Genomic DNA, 16,370 nt, shown 5'->3' with positions numbered 1-16,370 from the left:
CGTGCTGTTCGCCGACGAGCCGACCGGCGCGCTCGACTCCCTCAACGGCGAGCGCGTGATGGAGCTGCTGACCGACGCCGCCCGCTCGACCAACGCCGCCGTCGTCCTCGTCACCCACGAGGCGCGGGTGGCCGCCTACTCCGACCGCGAGATCGTCGTACGGGACGGAAAGTCCCGCGACATGGAGCGCGTCGTATGAGCGGGGGTCAGTGGGCCAAGGATCTGGCCATGGGGGTGCGGTTCGCCTTCGCGGGCGGACGCGAGGGCTGGGTCCGGGCCCTGCTGACCGCCGTCGGTGTCGGACTCGGCGTGGCCCTGCTGCTGCTGACGACCGCGGTCCCGAACATGCAGGAGGTCCGGCACGAGCGGGAGAGCGCCCGCGCCGACATCGACTACAGCTACACGGAGACCAAGAGGTCGGACGCCACCCTGATCGTCGCGGACGTCGACACCGACTTCGGGGACAAGGACATCCGCGGCCGGGCCCTGGAGCCCGAGGGGCCCCGCGCGCCGCTGCCGCCGGGTCTTGAGAAGTTCCCGGCGGTGGGCGAGATGGTCGTCTCCCCCGCGCTGAAGCGGCTGCTGGAGTCGGACGGGGCGAAGCTGCTGCGTGAGCGGCTGCCGGAGCGGATCGTCGGGACCATCGGGGAGAGCGGGCTGATCGGCTCGCACGAACTCGCCTTCTTCCGGGGCGGCGACGACCTCGCGCCGCACATCGACGGCGCTCGGGTCGCCCGGATCGAACGGTTCGGGGACACCAGCCCGACCGAGGCGACGACCGACCCGGTGCTGCTCCTGCTGGTCGTCGTCGTCTTCGTGGTGCTGCTGATGCCGGTCGCCGTGTTCATCGCCGCGGCCGTGCGCTTCGGCGGCGAGCGGCGCGACCGGCGGCTCGCGGCGCTGCGGCTGGTCGGCTCCGACAGCCGGATGACCCGGCGGATCGCGGCCGGCGAGGCGCTGGCGGGCGCGGTGCTCGGACTGGTCTTCGGTACGGGCTTCTTCCTGCTCGGCCGCCAGATCGCGGGCTCGGTCGAGGTGTTCGACGTCAGTGTCTTCCCCAGCTACCTCAACCCCTCCCCCGGACTGGCCCTGCTGGTCGGCCTCGCGGTCCCGGCGGCGGCGGTCGTGGTCACGCTGTTCGCGATGCGCGGCGTGGTGATCGAACCGCTCGGGGTGGTGCGTACGGCGAAGCCCTCGCGGCGCCGGCTGTGGTGGCGGCTGCTGCTGCCGCTGGGCGGCCTCGCGATGCTCTACCCGATGATCGGACAGGGCAGCGACAACGGCACCTTCAACGAGTACCTGGTGATCGGCGGTGTGCTGCTGCTGCTCATCGGCGTGACCACGCTGCTGCCGTGGGTCGTCGAGGCGGTCGTCGCCCGGCTCGGCTCGGGCGGCGTCGCCTGGCAACTAGCCGTCCGCAGGCTCCAGTTGAGCACTGGTACGGCGGCCCGCATGGTGAACGGCGTGGCGGTCGCGGTCGCCGGGGCCATCGCGTTGCAGATGCTGTTCGCCGGGGTGGAGAGCGACTACACCAAGCAGTCCCAGTACGACGTCCAGCGGGCGCAGATGGAGGTGGCCCTGTCCCGGAACGCCCCGCTCGACCCGGCGGTCGCGAAGTTCCGTGACACCAAGGGCGTCCAGGACGTCTACGCGTACGCCGAGGGCTATCTGGGCGAGCGGCCCAAGGACCCGGACATGGGCGCCGAGATGACGGTCGGCGACTGCGCCTCACTGCGTCAGGCGGCCGAGCTTCCCTCGTGCCGGGACGGCGACATCTTCTACGTGGCGAACGCCGAGTACGACAAGGACACCCGGAAGCTGGTGAAGCAGCCGGGCCGGACGGTGTATCTGGACCCGTCGTACGACGGCGGGCCGCAGCGGCAGGAGGTCGCCTGGACCGTGCCGAAGGGCCTGAAGGAGGCCCGGACGCAGGAGGACTTCACGGGCCGGCAGCGCGGCGGCTTCCTCCTCACCCCGAAGGCCCTGCCCGCTGCCGCCGCGCAGGCGCTGAAGGGGCAGGTGTACCTCAAGCTGGACCACTCGGTGCCGGACGTGTACGACCGCGTACGGAACACGGCGACGGCCGCGGACCCGCTGTCGTACCCCATGACGTGGTACTCCACCCGGACGGCCGACCGCTACAGCACCATCCGCACCGGTCTGTTCGTGGGCGCAGTCTGCGTCATGATGCTGATCGGCGCGAGCCTGCTGGTCTCCCAGCTGGAGCAACTGCGCGACCGCAAGAAGCTCCTGTCGTCCCTGGTCGCCTTCGGCACCCGGCGCCGCACCCTGAGCCTGTCGGTCCTCTGGCAGACGGCCATCCCGATCGCCCTGGGCCTCCTGCTCTCCTCGGTGGTGGGCCTCACCCTCGGCGCCGTCCTGCTCCGCATGACGGACACCCCGGTCATCGTCGACTGGCCGAGCGTCCTCTCCATGACAGGCGTGGCCGCGGGTGTGGTCCTGACGGTGACCCTGCTCAGCCTGCCTCCGCTGCTGCGGCTGATGCGTCCGGACGGGTTGCGTACGGAGTAGTCGGCGCGTCCGCGTCCACCACCCGCACCGGCAACGGCCGCAGCGCTGCGCGCAGTGCTGCGGCCAGTTCCTCGTACTCCGCGCCGCGGGCCGCGCCCGTTCGCATGGTGAGGGCGATGCGGCGAGTGGGGGCCGGGTTCGCGAAGTAGCCGGTGAGGAGTTGGGTGCTGCGGCTGGTCTCGACCTTGAGGGCGGTGCGGGGCAGGAGGGTCACGCCCAGCCCGCCGGCGACCAGTTGGACCAGCGTGGACAGACCTGCCGCCGTCGTCGTCACCGGGGCGTCCTCGCGGCCCGCCTCCCGGCAGATGTCCAGGGCCTGGTCGCGCAGGCAGTGGCCCTCGTCGAGCAGCAGCAGCTTCAGCTTCCGCAGCGCCTCCCGGGGAATGCCCTCGCGGCCGCCGAGCCCGTGGCCGAGTGGCGTGACGAGTACGAAGTCCTCGTCGAAGAGCGGCAGTTCGACGACCCCGGGCACGCCCAGCGGGACCGCGAGCAGCAGCAGGTCCAAGCGCCCGGAGGTGAGGCCGTCGACGAGGCTCGCGGTCTGCTCCTCGTGCACCTGGAGGTCGAGGTGCGGGTACCGGTCGTGCACGAGCCGCAGCACGGTGGGCAGGAGATACGGCGCCACCGTGGGGATCACGCCGAGGCGCAACACGCCCGTGAACGGCGCCCGGACGGCCTCCGCCTCCTCCAGCAGCGCCCCGACCTCCACCAGCACCGCCTTCGCCCGCACCGCCAGCCGCTCACCGGCCGGCGACAGCAGCACCTTGCGCGTGGTGCGCTCCAACAGCGTCACTCCCAGTGACTCCTCCAGCGCCGACACCGCACCGGACAGCGCGGGCTGGCTCATGCCGATCGCTGCGGCGGCATCCCGAAAGTGGAGATGCTCGGCGACGGCCGCGAAGGCCCGCAGCTGGGCGAGGCTGGGCTGCCTCCGCTTACTCACAGTCACTGATAGCACCTTCCGATCAACCTGACCGAGTGTAGCTATTTCCCGTATCAATGCACCCTGTGCCAGGATCGGTAAGGTCCAACCCAAGGGAGACACCTGTACATGCGTACCGAACAGGTGTCTCTTCCGCTGCAAGGAGAGCCTGTGCTCACTGTCGGTGACAAGTTCCCCGAGTTCGAACTGACCGCCTGCGTCTCGCTGGAGAAGGGCAAGGAGTTCGAGACGATCAACCACAAGACCTACGAGGGTCAGTGGAAGATCGTCTTCGCCTGGCCCAAGGACTTCACCTTCGTCTGCCCCACCGAGATCGCGGCCTTCGGCAAGCTGAACGAGGAGTTCGCCGACCGCGACGCCCAGGTCCTCGGCTTCTCCGGTGACTCGGAGTTCGTCCACCACGCCTGGCGCAAGGACCACGAAGACCTGCGCGACCTGCCGTTCCCGATGATGGCCGACTCCAAGCACGAGCTGATGCGCGACCTCGGCATCGAGGGCGAGGACGGCTTCGCCAAGCGCGCCGTCTTCATCGTCGACCAGAACAACGAGATCCAGTTCTCCATGGTGACCGCCGGCTCCGTCGGCCGTAACCCCAAGGAGGTCCTGCGGGTCCTGGACGCCCTCCAGACGGACGAGCTGTGCCCGTGCAACTGGAGCAAGGGCGAGGACACCCTGGACCCGGTCAAGCTGCTTGCCGGAGAGTGAGTGACATGTCCCTCGACTCCCTCAAGTCCCGCCTACCGGACTACGCCAAGGACCTGAAGCTCAACCTCGGCTCGGTCATCGGCAATTCCGACCTCCCGGCGCAGCAGCTGTGGGGCACGGTGCTGGCGACCGCCATCGCCGCACGCTCCCCGATCGTGCTGCGCGAGCTGGCACCGGAGGCCAAGGCGAACCTCACGCCGGAGGCGTACAACGCGGCTAAGTCCGCGGCCGCCGTGATGGCGATGAACAACGTCTTCTACCGGACCCGGCACCTGCTGTCCGACCACGAGTACGGCAACCTCCGCGCGGGGCTCCGTATGAACGTGATCGGCAACCCCGGTGTCGACAAGGTCGACTTCGAGCTCTGGTCGTTCGCCGTGTCCGCCATCAACGGCTGCGGCATGTGCCTCGACTCGCACGAGCAGGTGCTGCGCAAGGCGGGCGTCGACCGCGAGGTCGTCCAGGAGGCGTTCAAGATCGCCTCGGTCGTCCAGGCGGTGGGCTCCACCCTGGAAGCCGAGGCTGTGCTGGCCGACGTCGAGTAGACGCCGTAGCTTCGGTGGACCCCGCTCACACCTTGTGGGCGGGGTCCGCCGCGTTGTCGTCGGTCTCGTCCGCGGGTGCTGCGAACGCCGGACGGGCCGGGGGTCGGGGTGCCGTCCCCTGCGAGTACGCCCGCAGATACCCCACGATCGTGTTCGACACCGCCACCAACGGCACCGCGACCACCGCACCCCCGATGCCCGCCACCATGCCCCCGGCCGCCACCGACAGCACCACCGCCAGCGGGTGGACGCGGACCGCGCGGCCCAGGATGAACGGCTGGAGGACATGGCCCTCGATCTGCTGCACGGCGAGGACGACCACCAGGGTCATCACCGCGGTGAAGACGCCCTGGGTCACCAGCGCCACGACCACGGCCAGGGCGCCGGAGGCCACCGCGCCGACGAGCGGGATGAAGGAGAACAGGAAGATGAAGACGGCCAGCGGCACAGCCATCGGGACGTCCAGGAAGTAGATGCCGATGCCGATGAACACGGCGTCGATCAGGGCGACGAGGACCGTGCCGCGTACGTACGCCGTGAGGGTCGCCCACGCGCGCGGGCCGGCACCGGCGACGCCGGGGCGGGCCGCGGCGGGCACCAGCTTCAGCGTCCACTCCCAGATGCGCTTGCCGTCGTAGAGCAGGAAGAGCGTGGAGAAGGCGGCCAGCAGAATGCCGGTGAGCGCCTCGACGACGACCGTGACGCCTTCCAGACCGGCCGAGGTGATCTCGTCGGTGTTGGCGCCGATCGCCTCCCGGAGGTTCTCGGCGATCTCGTTGATCTGCTTGTCGGTGACGTGGAACGGGCTGTTGAGCAGCCAGTTGCGCAGCTCGTCGATGCCGTCCTGGACCTGGTCGGAGAGGTTGTCGATGTTCTCCATGACCTGCCAGGTCACGAACCAGCCCATCAGCCCGATGACGACGAACCCGAGGATCGCGGTCAGCGCGGTGGCGAGCCCGTGCGGCACGCCACGCCGCTTCAGCCAGGCCACCGAGGGCTGCATCAGCGCGGTGAGGAGCAGTGCGATGACGAAGGCGAACACGACGAGTTGGACGGCGCTGATGACCCGCATCAGCACCCAGACGGTCCCGGCGAGGACGAGCAGCCGCCAGCCTGCCTCCGCCGCGACCCGTACACCCCACGGCACCACCTGTGCGGGATCGGGCCGGGGCGGCGGAGCCGTGGGCGCGTAGTCGGGGGGGCGTGGCACGTGGTCGCTGGGTGGCGGCGGGCCGTCGGCGTCGGAGGGCTCGGGCTCCGGGGCGGACTGCCGCACCGGCTGGAGCTCGCCGCTCTCCCGTTCCACCGCGGCCCGGCGCTCGTCCAACCGCTCACTCATCTCCGTCAGTCCGGCCCCGAGCCGACCGAGCCACCCTGGCACTCGCGACATGTTCCGCCCTCTTCCCCCGTCTCTCCCCACCACTCCCCCCTGGAGTCGTTGCGTCCGACCGTACATGGCCACTGCCGGGGCAACGCGAAAGCCCCTCACCAAAGGACGGCGAGGGGCAACGCAGGGTTGAGAAACACACCTAAGGGGCGCGGGCTGTATCTATATCTATGTGCGGCTCCGCCGCGTGGGCGCGATCGACCACGACGGTGCCGCAGACGAACAACGACCCGTCCCGGCCCCCGAAGCGGAGCGCCTAGTACCAGTGGTTCGCCTGCCAGAACGACCACGCGCCACAAGGGCTGTCGTAGCGCTCGTTCATGTAGTTCAGGCCCCACTTGATCTGGGTGGCCGGGTTCGTCTGCCAGTCCGAGCCGACGGACGACATCTTGGAGCCGGGCAGGGCCTGGAAGAGGCCGTAGGCACCGGAGGAGGCGTTGACGGCCTGGTAGTTCCAGCTGGACTCGTGGTCCACGATGTTGCTGAAGCACTGGAACTGGTCACTCGGCACCATCTGGCGCGCCATCGCCTGGATCTGGTCGATGGTGTACGAGCTCTGGATCGGGAAGTCCGCGGAGGAGGACCTGGAGGCCTTCGCCTCGGCCTCTTCGCGCTCCTTGGCTTCCTGTGCCGCCTTCTCGGCCTTCTCGGCGGCTTCCTTCTTGTCGATCGCGGTTTGGGCGGCGGCCTTGCGGGCGGCCTCCTCAGCGTCCTTCTTGGCGGTCGCGTCCGCGGCGATGGCCTGGACATCCGCCTGCGCCGACATGGACTCGATCTGCACCTGGGCCTGCTGGCCCGCGGGTATGTCCGCGAGAAGCGTCGAATCGGCAGCCGTCGCCTCGGCGTCGTTGTTCTGCGCGGTGCTGCCCGAGGCAACGCCGACGACGCTTCCGACAGCAGTGACCGCGGTGGCCGACGCCACTGCGAATCCCCTGACCGAAATCGGACTCACACGGTTTCCTTCCAGCATCGTCCGCTTCGGTGACCCTGGCGGACGCAATCGTGCCCCTGGCGCTGGCCTCCCAACTGCGGGGTCACGGGAGGCACGGACCCGGTGGGCAACTCCCGCGAGGGGAGCGCCGCGTGAAGACTCGGGCGGCATACGACGTCGCTATGCAGTTGGCTGTGGTGCTGCTGTGGTTCCGTACCGCTGGGGGTACAGGTGTGTCGTATGCGGGGCCTGACAGGAGTGAGACTCTGCCGTAACCCGACGCCGCAAGGCAATTCTGTGTTGCGTGTGAAAGCTCACACCTTGTTTGTGCCAGGGGTTTCACGGAAAGCCGCACACGCCGAGGCGCCGCCCGGATAGGCTCACTGCCTTTTCCGAACGGCGCCAACCAACGAGTAGCTACCGCAAGTTGAGCACTTGGGTCAGATCTGCCCGTCTTCCAGCATTTCGGTCACAAGGGCCGCGATCTGGGACCTCTCGGACCGCGTCAGCGTGACATGGGCGAACAGCGGATGTCCCTTCAGCTTCTCCACGACGGCGACGACACCGTCGTAGCGCCCGACCCGCAGATTGTCCCGCTGAGCCACGTCGTGGGTGAGAACCACCCGCGAATTGGCGCCAATTCGGGACAGAACAGTCAGCAGGACATTCCTTTCCAGTGACTGCGCCTCGTCCACGATCACAAATGCGTCGTGCAGCGAGCGTCCGCGGATATGAGTGAGGGGAAGCACCTCCAGCATTCCGCGCGCGGTGACCTCTTCGATGACCTCGCGGCTGGTGACCGCGGAGAGGGTGTCGAAGACCGCCTGCGCCCAGGGGCTCATCTTCTCGGCCTCGCTGCCGGGCAGATAGCCGAGCTCCTGCCCGCCCACCGCGTACAGCGGCCGGAAGACCATCACCTTCTGGTGCTGACGGCGCTCCAGCACCGCCTCCAGACCGGCGCACAGCGCCAGCGCCGACTTGCCGGTGCCGGCCCGGCCGCCCATGGAGACGATCCCGACGTCCGGGTCCAGGAGCAGGTCGAGCGCGATGCGCTGCTCGGCGCTGCGCCCCTTGATGCCGAAGGCCTCCCGGTCGCCGCGCACCAGCCGGACGTTGCCCTCCGGCGTGATCCGGCCGAGCGCCTTGCCACGCTCGGAGTGGATCGTCAGCCCGGTGTGGACGGGCATGTCGGAGGCTTCGGGGACGTAGATGTGTCCTTCCTCGAAGAGGATGTCCACCTGTTCGCCCGGCAGGGTCAGTTCGGACATTCCGGTCCAGCCGGAGGAGTCCGTGATGGCGAGTTCGGCGCGGTACTCCTCCGCGAGGAGGCCGACGGACGAGGCCTTGATCCTGAGCGGCAGGTCCTTCGACACGACGGTGACGTCGAACCCCTCGGCCTGCAGATTGCGGGCGACCGCGAGGATACGGGAGTCGTTGTCCCCCAGGCGGTAGCCGGTCGGCAGAACGCTGGGGTCCGAGTGGTTGAGCTCGACACGGACGGTGCCGCCGAGGTCCCCGATCGGAATGGGGGCGTCGAGGCGACCGTGCCGGACCCTGAACTCGTCCAGCAGGCGCAGTGCCTGCCGGGCGAAGTAGCCGAGTTCGGGATGGTGCCGCTTGGCCTCCAGTTCCGTCACCACGACGATGGGGAGCACGACCTCGTGCTCGTCGAAGCGGTTCAGGGCGTTCGGGTCGGCCAGCAGGACGCTGGTGTCGAGAACGTAGGTGCGCCGGTCTGGCTTGTGGCGCTTTGTGCTGGTCACCACGGAAGGACGTACCCCCTCGGATGAGGTCGGGGAGCGACGGAGTGGAGCTGGACCGGTCGTCGGCCGCCCTGCACGCCATGCACGGGCCGAAAACCGGCCCTCCACTGCTTCTTCCGTGCCGTGACCGCACGGTCGGGCTGGTGCAAAGGGCCTCCCGGGCGGACGGCTCCGGTGCCGCCCGCTGAGATACGACACCCGTGGTTCGGGTGTCGACCTGCTTGGCTTATGCCCTCGAACGTGCGATGCCATGCCAGCGCATATGACGGCGCGCCGGTGAACTCCTTGTTACTTCCGTCCCGCGGTGGGGTGTTTCTCAGCCGCCGTAACGCCGGTGCCGGGCCGCGTAGTCACGCAGGGCGCGCAGGAAGTCCACCTTGCGGAAGGCCGGCCAGAAGACCTCGCAGAAGTAGTACTCGGAATGGGCCGTCTGCCACAGCATGAAACCGGACAAGCGCTGCTCGCCGCTGGTGCGGATGACGAGGTCGGGGTCGGGCTGGGCGCCGGTGTAGAGGTGTCGGCCGATCAGGTCGACGCTGACGGACTCGGCGAGGTCCTCCATCGAGGTGCCCTTGTCGTGGGCGTCCACGATCATCGAGCGCACGGCGTCGGCGATCTCCTGGCGGCCGCCGTAGCCGATGGCGACGTTGACCAGTATTCCGTCGATGTGCGCGGTGGCTTCCTCGGCCTCCTTGAGGCTGGTCTGCATCCCGGACGGCAGCAGGTCAGGCGTGCCGACGTGGTGCACGCGCCAGCGGCCGTCGGCGGCGAGGGTGCCCACGACGTCCTCGATGATCCCGAGGAGCGGGCCCAGCTCGTCCTGCGGCCGTTCGAAGTTGTCCGTGGACAACAGCCAGAGGGTGACGACCTCGACGTCCGTCTCGGAGCACCAGCCGAGGAACTCCTCGATCTTCTCGGCGCCGGCCCGGTGACCGTGCACGGTGCTGGAACCCGCGGCCTTCGCCCAGCGCCGGTTGCCGTCCATGATGACGCCGATGTGCTTGGGCACCTGAGCGTGGTCCAGGTGACCTTCCACCCGGCGTGCGTACAGCCTGACCAGCAGGCCGCGCAGCTTGTCGCGCAGGTTCACGTGATTGTCCGCCCCTCCGTACGAATGCGGTCCCCGCGCATGGAGCGTACCGGGGTTTGGGGTGGGCGCGGCTTTGGGGGTGCGGGTGGGGTATTGGCGCCTTGTGTGGGGGGTGCCCTTGGGTGTGTGGGCGGGTGCGGGGTGGTGGGGGCTGGTCGCGCAGTTCCCCGCGCCCCTTGGGGGCGTGCAGCCCCCGGCGCTCCGATGCACCCCTTGGTTCGGGGCAAAAAAACGGGCCGGTCCGTGGGGGGGAGACGGACCGGCCCGAGGGGGGGTTTCCACCATAACCCTTCGTGAGTGATGCTGCGTGCATCGGCGTGCCACAACTACTCTCCGAAATCGCTCGGCGACGGCCCGCTGGCCCTGAGAGGGCTCTTCCGTGGCCGATTCGCGGCCGCTCAGGGGCGGATTACCAGGGGAAACGGGTGGGATGCGGCCGGATACGGAGGGTTTGGCGTGGCTTGGGGGCCGCTCGTGTGACTTGTCCGCGCTTCCCTCCCCCGGGTGACCCCGACCGCGAACGTCGGCTTGACGGGGCACATGGCTTCGCGGGTCGGACGTCTTTTCGATGCGACGCGCGTCCAGCAGGGGCGGGCGGGAGGGCATGGCACCGCGCAGCCCCCTCCGCTGCGCGGTGCCGCCGCGCAGCTTTGCGTACGCGAATTACCTTGGTCTGAACTTACGTGAGAGATGGGAGGAAATCGAGTCGGCCTCCATAACAATGTGGAGAAGGTGTGGGTTCCTTGGATGCGCAGGAGGCTGAGGCGGTTCGCGTACGGATGCACGGTTTGCACTCGGCTACGGCACCAGTGGCCGCACTTCCTCCGCCGCGAACCGTACGAACGCCTCCGGGTCGGGCTCGTCGCCCGTCGGCTGGAGCACCACGGTGTCCGCACCGGCGTCCGCGAGCCGCTGCACGGCCTTCGCCACGGTGCCGGCGTCCCCGGCGACTCCCAGGTCGGGCACGGATCCGAGTCCCTCGGCCTCGAGTTCGGCCTTGATGCGGGCGGGCCCGTCGGGTCCGGTGGCGGTGAGGAGGTAGACGACGACCTGGTGGGGCGAGTCCGGGTCCGGGGCGCGTCCGGCCGATTCCTGTCCCTCGGCGATGAGTTGCCGTGCCCGCCGTACCCCCTCCGGCGAGGTCGAGGCGGTGAGCAGCGTCCCGTCGGCCGCCTCGCCGGCGAGGCGCAGCGAGCGGGGCCCGGTGGCACCTGCGAGGACGGGCACCGGCTGGGCGGGCGGCCAGTCCAGGGCGACGTCGTCGAGCTTCACGTACCGCCCCTCGACGGTGACCCGCTCCCCGCGCAGCAGGGCCCGCAGCACGTCGAGGTGCTCGCGCAACAGGGTCACCGGCGACTCGACCCGGGCCCCGACCTGCCCCATCCAGTCCTGCACACCGTGTCCGACGGCGAGGATCGGCCGGTCCGGGAACATCCGGTGCAGGCTCGCTGCCTCCATGGCGGTGATGGCGACGTTCCGCAGCGGCACGGGCAGCAGCCCGACGCCGATCCTGAGCCGCTCGGTCCAGGCGAGGGCGGCCGCCGCGGTGGAGACGCCGCCCTCGCGGAAACAGTCCTCCCAGAGCCAGAGCTCCTCAAGGCCCGCGCTGTCGGCGAGTCGGGCGACGGAACGGAGTCGTTCGGGGGCCAGTTGGGGACGGAATACTGCGCCGAGTCCGGTCATGGAATCCTTCCTACCCGGAGGCACTCGGCGGACAACACGGTGGGGAACGGAGCCCAGGAGGCGGCGTCGGATGGGACAGCGGTGGCGGGACGGCCGGGGGACGCTGGTGGTGCACGGGGACCGGGGTGACGTCTGCGTCCCCCTGGAGATCGCCTCGTCGTACCGGGCCCGCACGAAAGGGCTCCTGGGGCGCGACTCCGTCGCCGGCGCGATGCTGCTCACGCCGGCCGGCGGCGTCCACACCTTCCGCATGCGCATCCCCATCGATGTCGCCTACCTCGACCGCGAGCTGAACGTCATCGCCGTACGCACCATGAAACCGGGCCGCCTGGGCCTGCCCCGGCTGCGGTCGCGGCATGTGCTTGAGGGGGCGGCCGGGGTGATGGCGGGGTGGGGGCTGGTGGCCGGGGTGCGGGTGACTGTGGAGGCCTAGGGGGTGTTTTGAAAGTCCCCCTAGTACTTACGGCCCTCGGTCCGCGTCACTCCTGCGAGGCGTCGCAGTCGTAGTCGTTCACCGCGTCGAAGGCGGGAAGGTTCCGCTCGCCGTACAGGGGGTCCACCACATCGCGTACCTTCGCTCCCTTCTTCAAGCCGCGCGCCGAGGTGTCGATCGCCTTGAGCACCACCCGGAACTCGTCGGCGATGTCCTGCGGCGCGTCAGCCTTCATCTCCTCTCCCATGCGGGCGATCAGCACAGCCCTCGTCCGCAGGTCTTCGAAGTCCAACGGCTGCCCCTCGATCGCGGCGCCCACGTCGGAGCGGAAGGTGACGACGCCGACCTGGAAGGCGTCCAGGTCCAGGCAGAACGCCGAGGTCGGTGAGGGCGCCGTGGGACTCGGCCGAGTGGTCGGCGGGCTGGAGGGCTGCGGGGCCGACGCGCGGGGCGATGCCGACGAGGTGGTGTCCGGGGAGTTCGAACAGCCTGCGGCCGTCAGTGCGGCGGCCAGCGCGAGGGGCCAGAGGGGCCAGCTGCGTGGGGCGGTCATGGGCGGAGAGTAGGGGGCGGGGGCCGGGAGGGGTCCCCACGGACGGAGAAGGTGTGGAAGGTGTGGGCAGGGGCTCGGGCGAGCGTCGTCACGGTGTCACGGTGTCACGGGAGCGGAACAGCCATGGGCCTGCGCGGAGTGCTCGGCGAACGCCCTGAGGGCGGTGCGTTCGTAGGCGAGATCCGGATTGCTTGCCGTGTTCCCGCGGTTGTCGTTGCGCTCGTCGGCGACATGCAAGGTGAACAGGGCCGTACCGTCAGCGCACTTGGCGGTCGTCCAGCTGACGCCGCCGTCAGCGTCGCGGTGGTGTGCGGGGACGTCGGGCGACGGCCCGTCCTCCCGTCCGTACTCCTGGTTCCGGGCGAACTCCTCCTGCGCGTAAGGACCGAACTCGGCTTCGAGCACATAGCGCGTATCGAGGTCCGCGTCGGAGAGTCGGCAGACCTCGTACGGGGCGTTCCCTCGGTCGGTTTCGGTGGCGACGGCGACGCCCCGTGCGGTGGGAATGCCGGAGCAGGTCCCCGCCGCCGTGCCCAGTGGTTCGTACGCGTCCTCTTTCACCGGCAGGCCGAGACTGCGTACGGGCCTTCCGAGCTGGGCTCCGCAGTGCCGGGTCTTCGACGCCTTCGCCGCCGTGGAGGTGGCGATCCTTGCGAACTCCGGCCTGTTCGCCGGGTCGTCGAGCGTCTTGTCGAGTCTGGTCTCGACGGTGACGGACAGGCCCTTCACGCTCGCGGTCCCGGCGCACCGCAGGAGCAGGCTCACGGTGACGTCCTCGTCCTCGTCGGCGTCGAGCGAGCCGGTCACGCGCTTCGGCTCCGCGCCGAAGAGCCCTGCCCACCCGTGGCCGACCGGTACGGAGAGCGTCTCTCCGCGCGGCCCGGTGTAGAGGGAGTTCCAGCCGTCCCCGGCGGACGCGGTGTCGAGGACGTGGACCTCGGCGGCGCCACCGCCGTCGACGCGCACCTGGCAGCCCACCAGGCCGGCCCCGGCACGGTCGTCGCTCTCGACCTCGACCGCTCCCGGGCCGAGGACGTCGCGGACCACGTTCCGGTCGAGGAGGCCGTCGCAAGCGCCGTCGAGCGCCGACTCGTCCTGCCACCGCTGGAGGTCTCCGTGGGCGTACAGATATCCGAGGACGCCGACGGCCGTGGCGGTCAGCGCGATGACCGCTCTGAGGACGATCCGCTTCACCGCCATTCCTCCACCTCCCCGAGGATCTCGGTGCCGTGGCACCGCTGCTGCCGGGGCCAGCCGCGCGGAGCGGTGAGGTAGCTGTCCATGAGCTCGCGGGCGTCTTTGGAGTACTTGGTCCGCTGTGCTTCGCTGAGCGTGCGTTCGCTGAGGTCGCCGACCTTCATGTCCACGGTGACCCGGTGGTAGGTGCTGCCCGCGGCGCAGGTCGACCTGGCCCACAGGGCGAGTTCGGTCGGCTCGTTCTCCGGTACGACCTTCGTACGCCGGCCCCGCTGGAAGTCGAAGCTGTCGCCCGTGGAGTAGTACTGGTCGAACGCGGCCCGGCTCAGCGGTCCGGCCCAGCTCGCCGCCGAGACATCGACGACCGCGTCGGGCTCCAGCCAGGGATCGGTCTCGGTCGGGTCGTCAGGATCCACCGCGGCGGCGGTGCAGACGTTCAGCAGCCGGGAGCCCTGAAGGTCGCCGCTGTCCCGCCAAGTGCCGGGGAAGCCCGCGCGTTTGCCGAGCCCACGGCATTTCCGCACGCCCAGGCCCGGCTCGTCGATCCGCACGGTCTCGATGTTGCCGCCGTCCGCATCCGCGGTCGTGTGTTCCTCGTAGGTGTCGATCACCTTGGTCGGCTCGGCCAGCGGGGTGCCGCCGCAGTTCTGCCGCGCGGTGATCCCGTTGGCGACCCGAACGGCGGTGGTGAAGTCCACGAGGTACTGGGCCCGCTTCCCCTTGCCGGGAACCGGCAGATCGACCTGGGCGGTGACGTACATGGCGGTCACGTCACGTACCTGACCGTCGAGCCCGCCCGCGCACTCGGCCACGATCCACAACTGCCCGTCCTCCTCACCGACCCTGCCGGTGAGCCCGGGCACCTCGTACCCCTCGGCCACGATGTCCTCGGCCTTCACCGACATCGGCATCGACGAGAGCAGCGGAACGGCCCGCACCCGCACCGACCCGCGCCCCGGCCACGTCACGGCACAGTTCACCAGCGAGCGACTCTCCTCGCCGGGCTCCAACACGGTGCCGTACTCGCTCACTTCGCCCTCGACCTCGTCGGGTACGAGGCCGCTGAGCTCCTCATACGGCAGCAGCCCGCCGCAGGCACGCCTCAACTGCGCGCGATTCGCCGCCGCATGGCCGCCGCCGTCCGAGTCGCCGGTGCCGTGCAGAACGACGACTCCCGCCGTGAGGAGCAACGCGAGCGGCAGCACGACGAGCAGCGGCTTGCGCCATCGCTGCGGCACCTGGACCACGTGAACGACCCCCGGTAGTGCCGGCGGTTTCGAGTCACCGCCGACGGATCAACACCCGGGAGCCTATCTGCATGAACACGCCAGCGACGCGCCGGTCCGGGGCGCCCGCGGAACGCTTCAGCCCGCCGAGCGCGGGAACGACACCTCCACCCGGCGGTTCTTCTTGCGGCCCGCCTCCGTCGCGTTCGAGGAGATCGGGTACTGCTCGCCGTATCCCCGCACCTCGTACGTCACCGTCGAGTCGCTCAGTTCCGCTTCCAGGATCCCCTGTACGGCGTTCGCGCGCTTCCTGGACAGGACGTCGCCGTGGGCGGAGGAGCCGAGGTTGTCGGTGAAGCCGAAGACCCGGATGCGGGTGGCGTTCTGGGTCTTGATCTCCTCGGCGATCTCCGCGATGCGGGCCTTCGCCTCGCCGGTGAGCTTCGCGCTGTCCTTGGGGAAGAGCACCTCGGCCTGAAGGGCGAACTTCACGTCCGCGTTGGTGTCTTCGCGCCGTTCCTCACCGGCCTGGTCCTCGACGACCTGCTTGATGTCCAGGACCTTGGGTTCGGCCAGGGTGGCGCCTTCCGGGATCTTGAGGTCGGGGTCGTTGGCGTCGACCTCTACGGGGGCCGACGCCGTGGCTTCCGTTCCCGGGGGCACGCTGGGATCGTCGGCCGCGTCGGCTGTCGTGGCCACGAGGAGGTTCGCGGCGACCATGACTGTGGCCGCGGTGAGGGTCAGGGTGAGGCGGGGGGTGCGGGTCATCGGGGGCCTCATCCGGAGATCTGGATGGTGGCGGCGGCGAAGGTCGGGAGCTGGAAGGTGACTTCGGACGTGTCCGTGGGCGGGGCCGGGAACTGCATGAACACGGCCAGGGTTTCGCCGGCCTTGAGAGTCGAGAAGCCCGTGGTCGTGAGCGGGCGGCCGTCCGTGTCGCGTAGGACGTAGTACCGCTTCTTGCTCTTCGAGTCGACGAGTGTGGCGCCCCCGAAGGACCGGCCGTTTCTGGTGATCTCGGTCTCGTTGCCGCTCAGCGCGGACGGGACCGACATGCTCTTGTCCCCGTCGTTCTTCAGGCTGCCGTTCACGGTGACGAAGCCACCGGAGTCACGCTGGGCGGAGGTGATCTGGAGAAGCAGTCCGTCCGAGCCCTTCAGCTCCGCCAGGGGCTCGTCCGACTGCCCCTCCTGGGCGCTCGGGTCGGATCCCCGTTCCGTGGTGGCGGACGCCGATGTCTCCGGCTTGTCGTTGTCGTCCCCGCCGCTGCCGCAGCCGGCCACGCCGAGGGCCAGACCAGCCGCAACGGTCAGCGCGACCATCCCCCTGTGGGCCTTCGTCGTGAACCGAATACTCATGCCTCTGCTTCCTTAGTCATTCGT

15 protein-coding genes and 1 pseudogene are annotated in these 16,370 nt (G+C 69.7%); 5 read left to right on the top strand and 11 right to left on the bottom strand.

Features of this window, described 5'->3' with window-relative positions; genetic code table 11:
* Both AQJ67_RS27940 and AQJ67_RS27935 read left to right on the top strand, forming a co-directional pair.
* Positions 1–199 (top strand): annotated as a pseudogene (locus tag AQJ67_RS27940) (ABC transporter ATP-binding protein); the annotation flags it as partial.
* The gene (locus AQJ67_RS27935) at positions 196–2,532 is read left to right on the top strand and encodes an ABC transporter permease (RefSeq protein ID WP_062722044.1); all 2,337 of its coding nucleotides are present in this window, start codon (positions 196–198) and stop codon (positions 2,530–2,532) included. The pseudogene AQJ67_RS27940 and the gene AQJ67_RS27935, both read left to right, overlap by 4 nt.
* Here the strand turns inward: AQJ67_RS27935 and AQJ67_RS27930 are convergent.
* Positions 2,477–3,481, bottom strand: coding sequence for a LysR substrate-binding domain-containing protein (locus tag AQJ67_RS27930; protein WP_079056214.1), 1,005 nt, complete (start codon positions 3,479–3,481; stop codon positions 2,477–2,479). The two genes, AQJ67_RS27935 and AQJ67_RS27930, sit on opposite strands and share 56 nt — an antisense overlap.
* 144 nt (positions 3,482–3,625) lie before the next feature.
* Here AQJ67_RS27930 and AQJ67_RS27925 point away from each other — a divergent pair, with 144 nt between their 5' ends.
* Positions 3,626–4,180, top strand: a complete 555-nt coding sequence (locus AQJ67_RS27925; protein ID WP_062722043.1) for a peroxiredoxin — start codon at positions 3,626–3,628, stop codon at positions 4,178–4,180.
* Positions 4,181–4,185: 5 nt separating this feature from the next.
* Positions 4,186–4,725, top strand: coding sequence for an alkyl hydroperoxide reductase (locus tag AQJ67_RS27920; protein ID WP_062722042.1), 540 nt, complete (start codon positions 4,186–4,188; stop codon positions 4,723–4,725).
* A 25-nt stretch (positions 4,726–4,750) separates the two neighbouring features.
* Here AQJ67_RS27920 and AQJ67_RS27915 read toward each other — a convergent pair whose 3' ends face one another.
* The 5 genes from AQJ67_RS27915 to AQJ67_RS27895 all read right to left on the bottom strand — a co-directional run bounded on the left by AQJ67_RS27915 (position 4,751) and on the right by AQJ67_RS27895 (position 11,579).
* The gene (locus AQJ67_RS27915; protein ID WP_062722041.1) at positions 4,751–6,115 is read right to left on the bottom strand and encodes an AI-2E family transporter; all 1,365 of its coding nucleotides are present in this window, start codon (positions 6,113–6,115) and stop codon (positions 4,751–4,753) included.
* A gap of 253 nt (positions 6,116–6,368) precedes the next feature.
* Positions 6,369–7,082 (bottom strand): aggregation-promoting factor C-terminal-like domain-containing protein, encoded by a 714-nt coding sequence (locus AQJ67_RS27910; protein ID WP_079056213.1) that lies wholly within the window; start codon positions 7,080–7,082, stop codon positions 6,369–6,371.
* 401 nt (positions 7,083–7,483) lie between these two features.
* The gene (locus AQJ67_RS27905) at positions 7,484–8,809 is read right to left on the bottom strand and encodes an RNA 5'-3' helicase PhoH2 (RefSeq protein WP_062722039.1); all 1,326 of its coding nucleotides are present in this window, start codon (positions 8,807–8,809) and stop codon (positions 7,484–7,486) included.
* A gap of 313 nt (positions 8,810–9,122) precedes the next feature.
* Positions 9,123–9,896: an isoprenyl transferase gene (locus AQJ67_RS27900; RefSeq protein ID WP_062722038.1), complete on the bottom strand. Its 774-nt coding sequence runs from the start codon at positions 9,894–9,896 to the stop codon at positions 9,123–9,125.
* Positions 9,897–10,694: 798 nt separating this feature from the next.
* The gene (locus tag AQJ67_RS27895) at positions 10,695–11,579 is read right to left on the bottom strand and encodes an LLM class flavin-dependent oxidoreductase (protein WP_062722037.1); all 885 of its coding nucleotides are present in this window, start codon (positions 11,577–11,579) and stop codon (positions 10,695–10,697) included.
* Between the two features lie 70 nt (positions 11,580–11,649).
* Here AQJ67_RS27895 and AQJ67_RS27890 point away from each other — a divergent pair, with 70 nt between their 5' ends.
* A complete protein-coding gene (locus AQJ67_RS27890; protein WP_062722036.1) occupies positions 11,650–12,012 on the top strand; it encodes a DUF192 domain-containing protein in 363 nt (120 codons plus the stop codon).
* A 46-nt stretch (positions 12,013–12,058) separates the two neighbouring features.
* Here the strand turns inward: AQJ67_RS27890 and AQJ67_RS27885 are convergent, their stop codons facing one another.
* From AQJ67_RS27885 to AQJ67_RS27865, 5 genes are all read right to left on the bottom strand, one after another.
* The gene (locus tag AQJ67_RS27885) at positions 12,059–12,565 is read right to left on the bottom strand and encodes a hypothetical protein (RefSeq protein ID WP_062722035.1); all 507 of its coding nucleotides are present in this window, start codon (positions 12,563–12,565) and stop codon (positions 12,059–12,061) included.
* 96 nt (positions 12,566–12,661) lie between these two features.
* The gene (locus AQJ67_RS27880; RefSeq protein ID WP_062722034.1) at positions 12,662–13,765 is read right to left on the bottom strand and encodes a hypothetical protein; all 1,104 of its coding nucleotides are present in this window, start codon (positions 13,763–13,765) and stop codon (positions 12,662–12,664) included.
* On the bottom strand, positions 13,756–15,009 hold the full coding sequence (locus AQJ67_RS27875) for a hypothetical protein (protein WP_062722033.1): 1,254 nt from the start codon (positions 15,007–15,009) through the stop codon (positions 13,756–13,758). Before AQJ67_RS27875 ends, AQJ67_RS27880 begins: the two co-directional genes overlap by 10 nt.
* A 117-nt stretch (positions 15,010–15,126) precedes the next feature.
* Complete coding sequence (locus tag AQJ67_RS27870) at positions 15,127–15,756, bottom strand: OmpA family protein (RefSeq protein WP_062722032.1); 630 nt, start codon at positions 15,754–15,756, stop codon at positions 15,127–15,129.
* A gap of 8 nt (positions 15,757–15,764) precedes the next feature.
* A complete protein-coding gene (locus AQJ67_RS27865; RefSeq protein ID WP_062722031.1) occupies positions 15,765–16,346 on the bottom strand; it encodes a hypothetical protein in 582 nt (193 codons plus the stop codon).
* Between the last annotated feature and the right edge of the window lie 24 nt (positions 16,347–16,370).

Origin of the sequence: Streptomyces caeruleatus (assembly GCF_001514235.1) — a bacterium.
GTDB classification, from domain to species: domain Bacteria; phylum Actinomycetota; class Actinomycetes; order Streptomycetales; family Streptomycetaceae; genus Streptomyces; species Streptomyces caeruleatus.
This window is presented reverse-complemented; position numbering and strand designations above follow the sequence as displayed.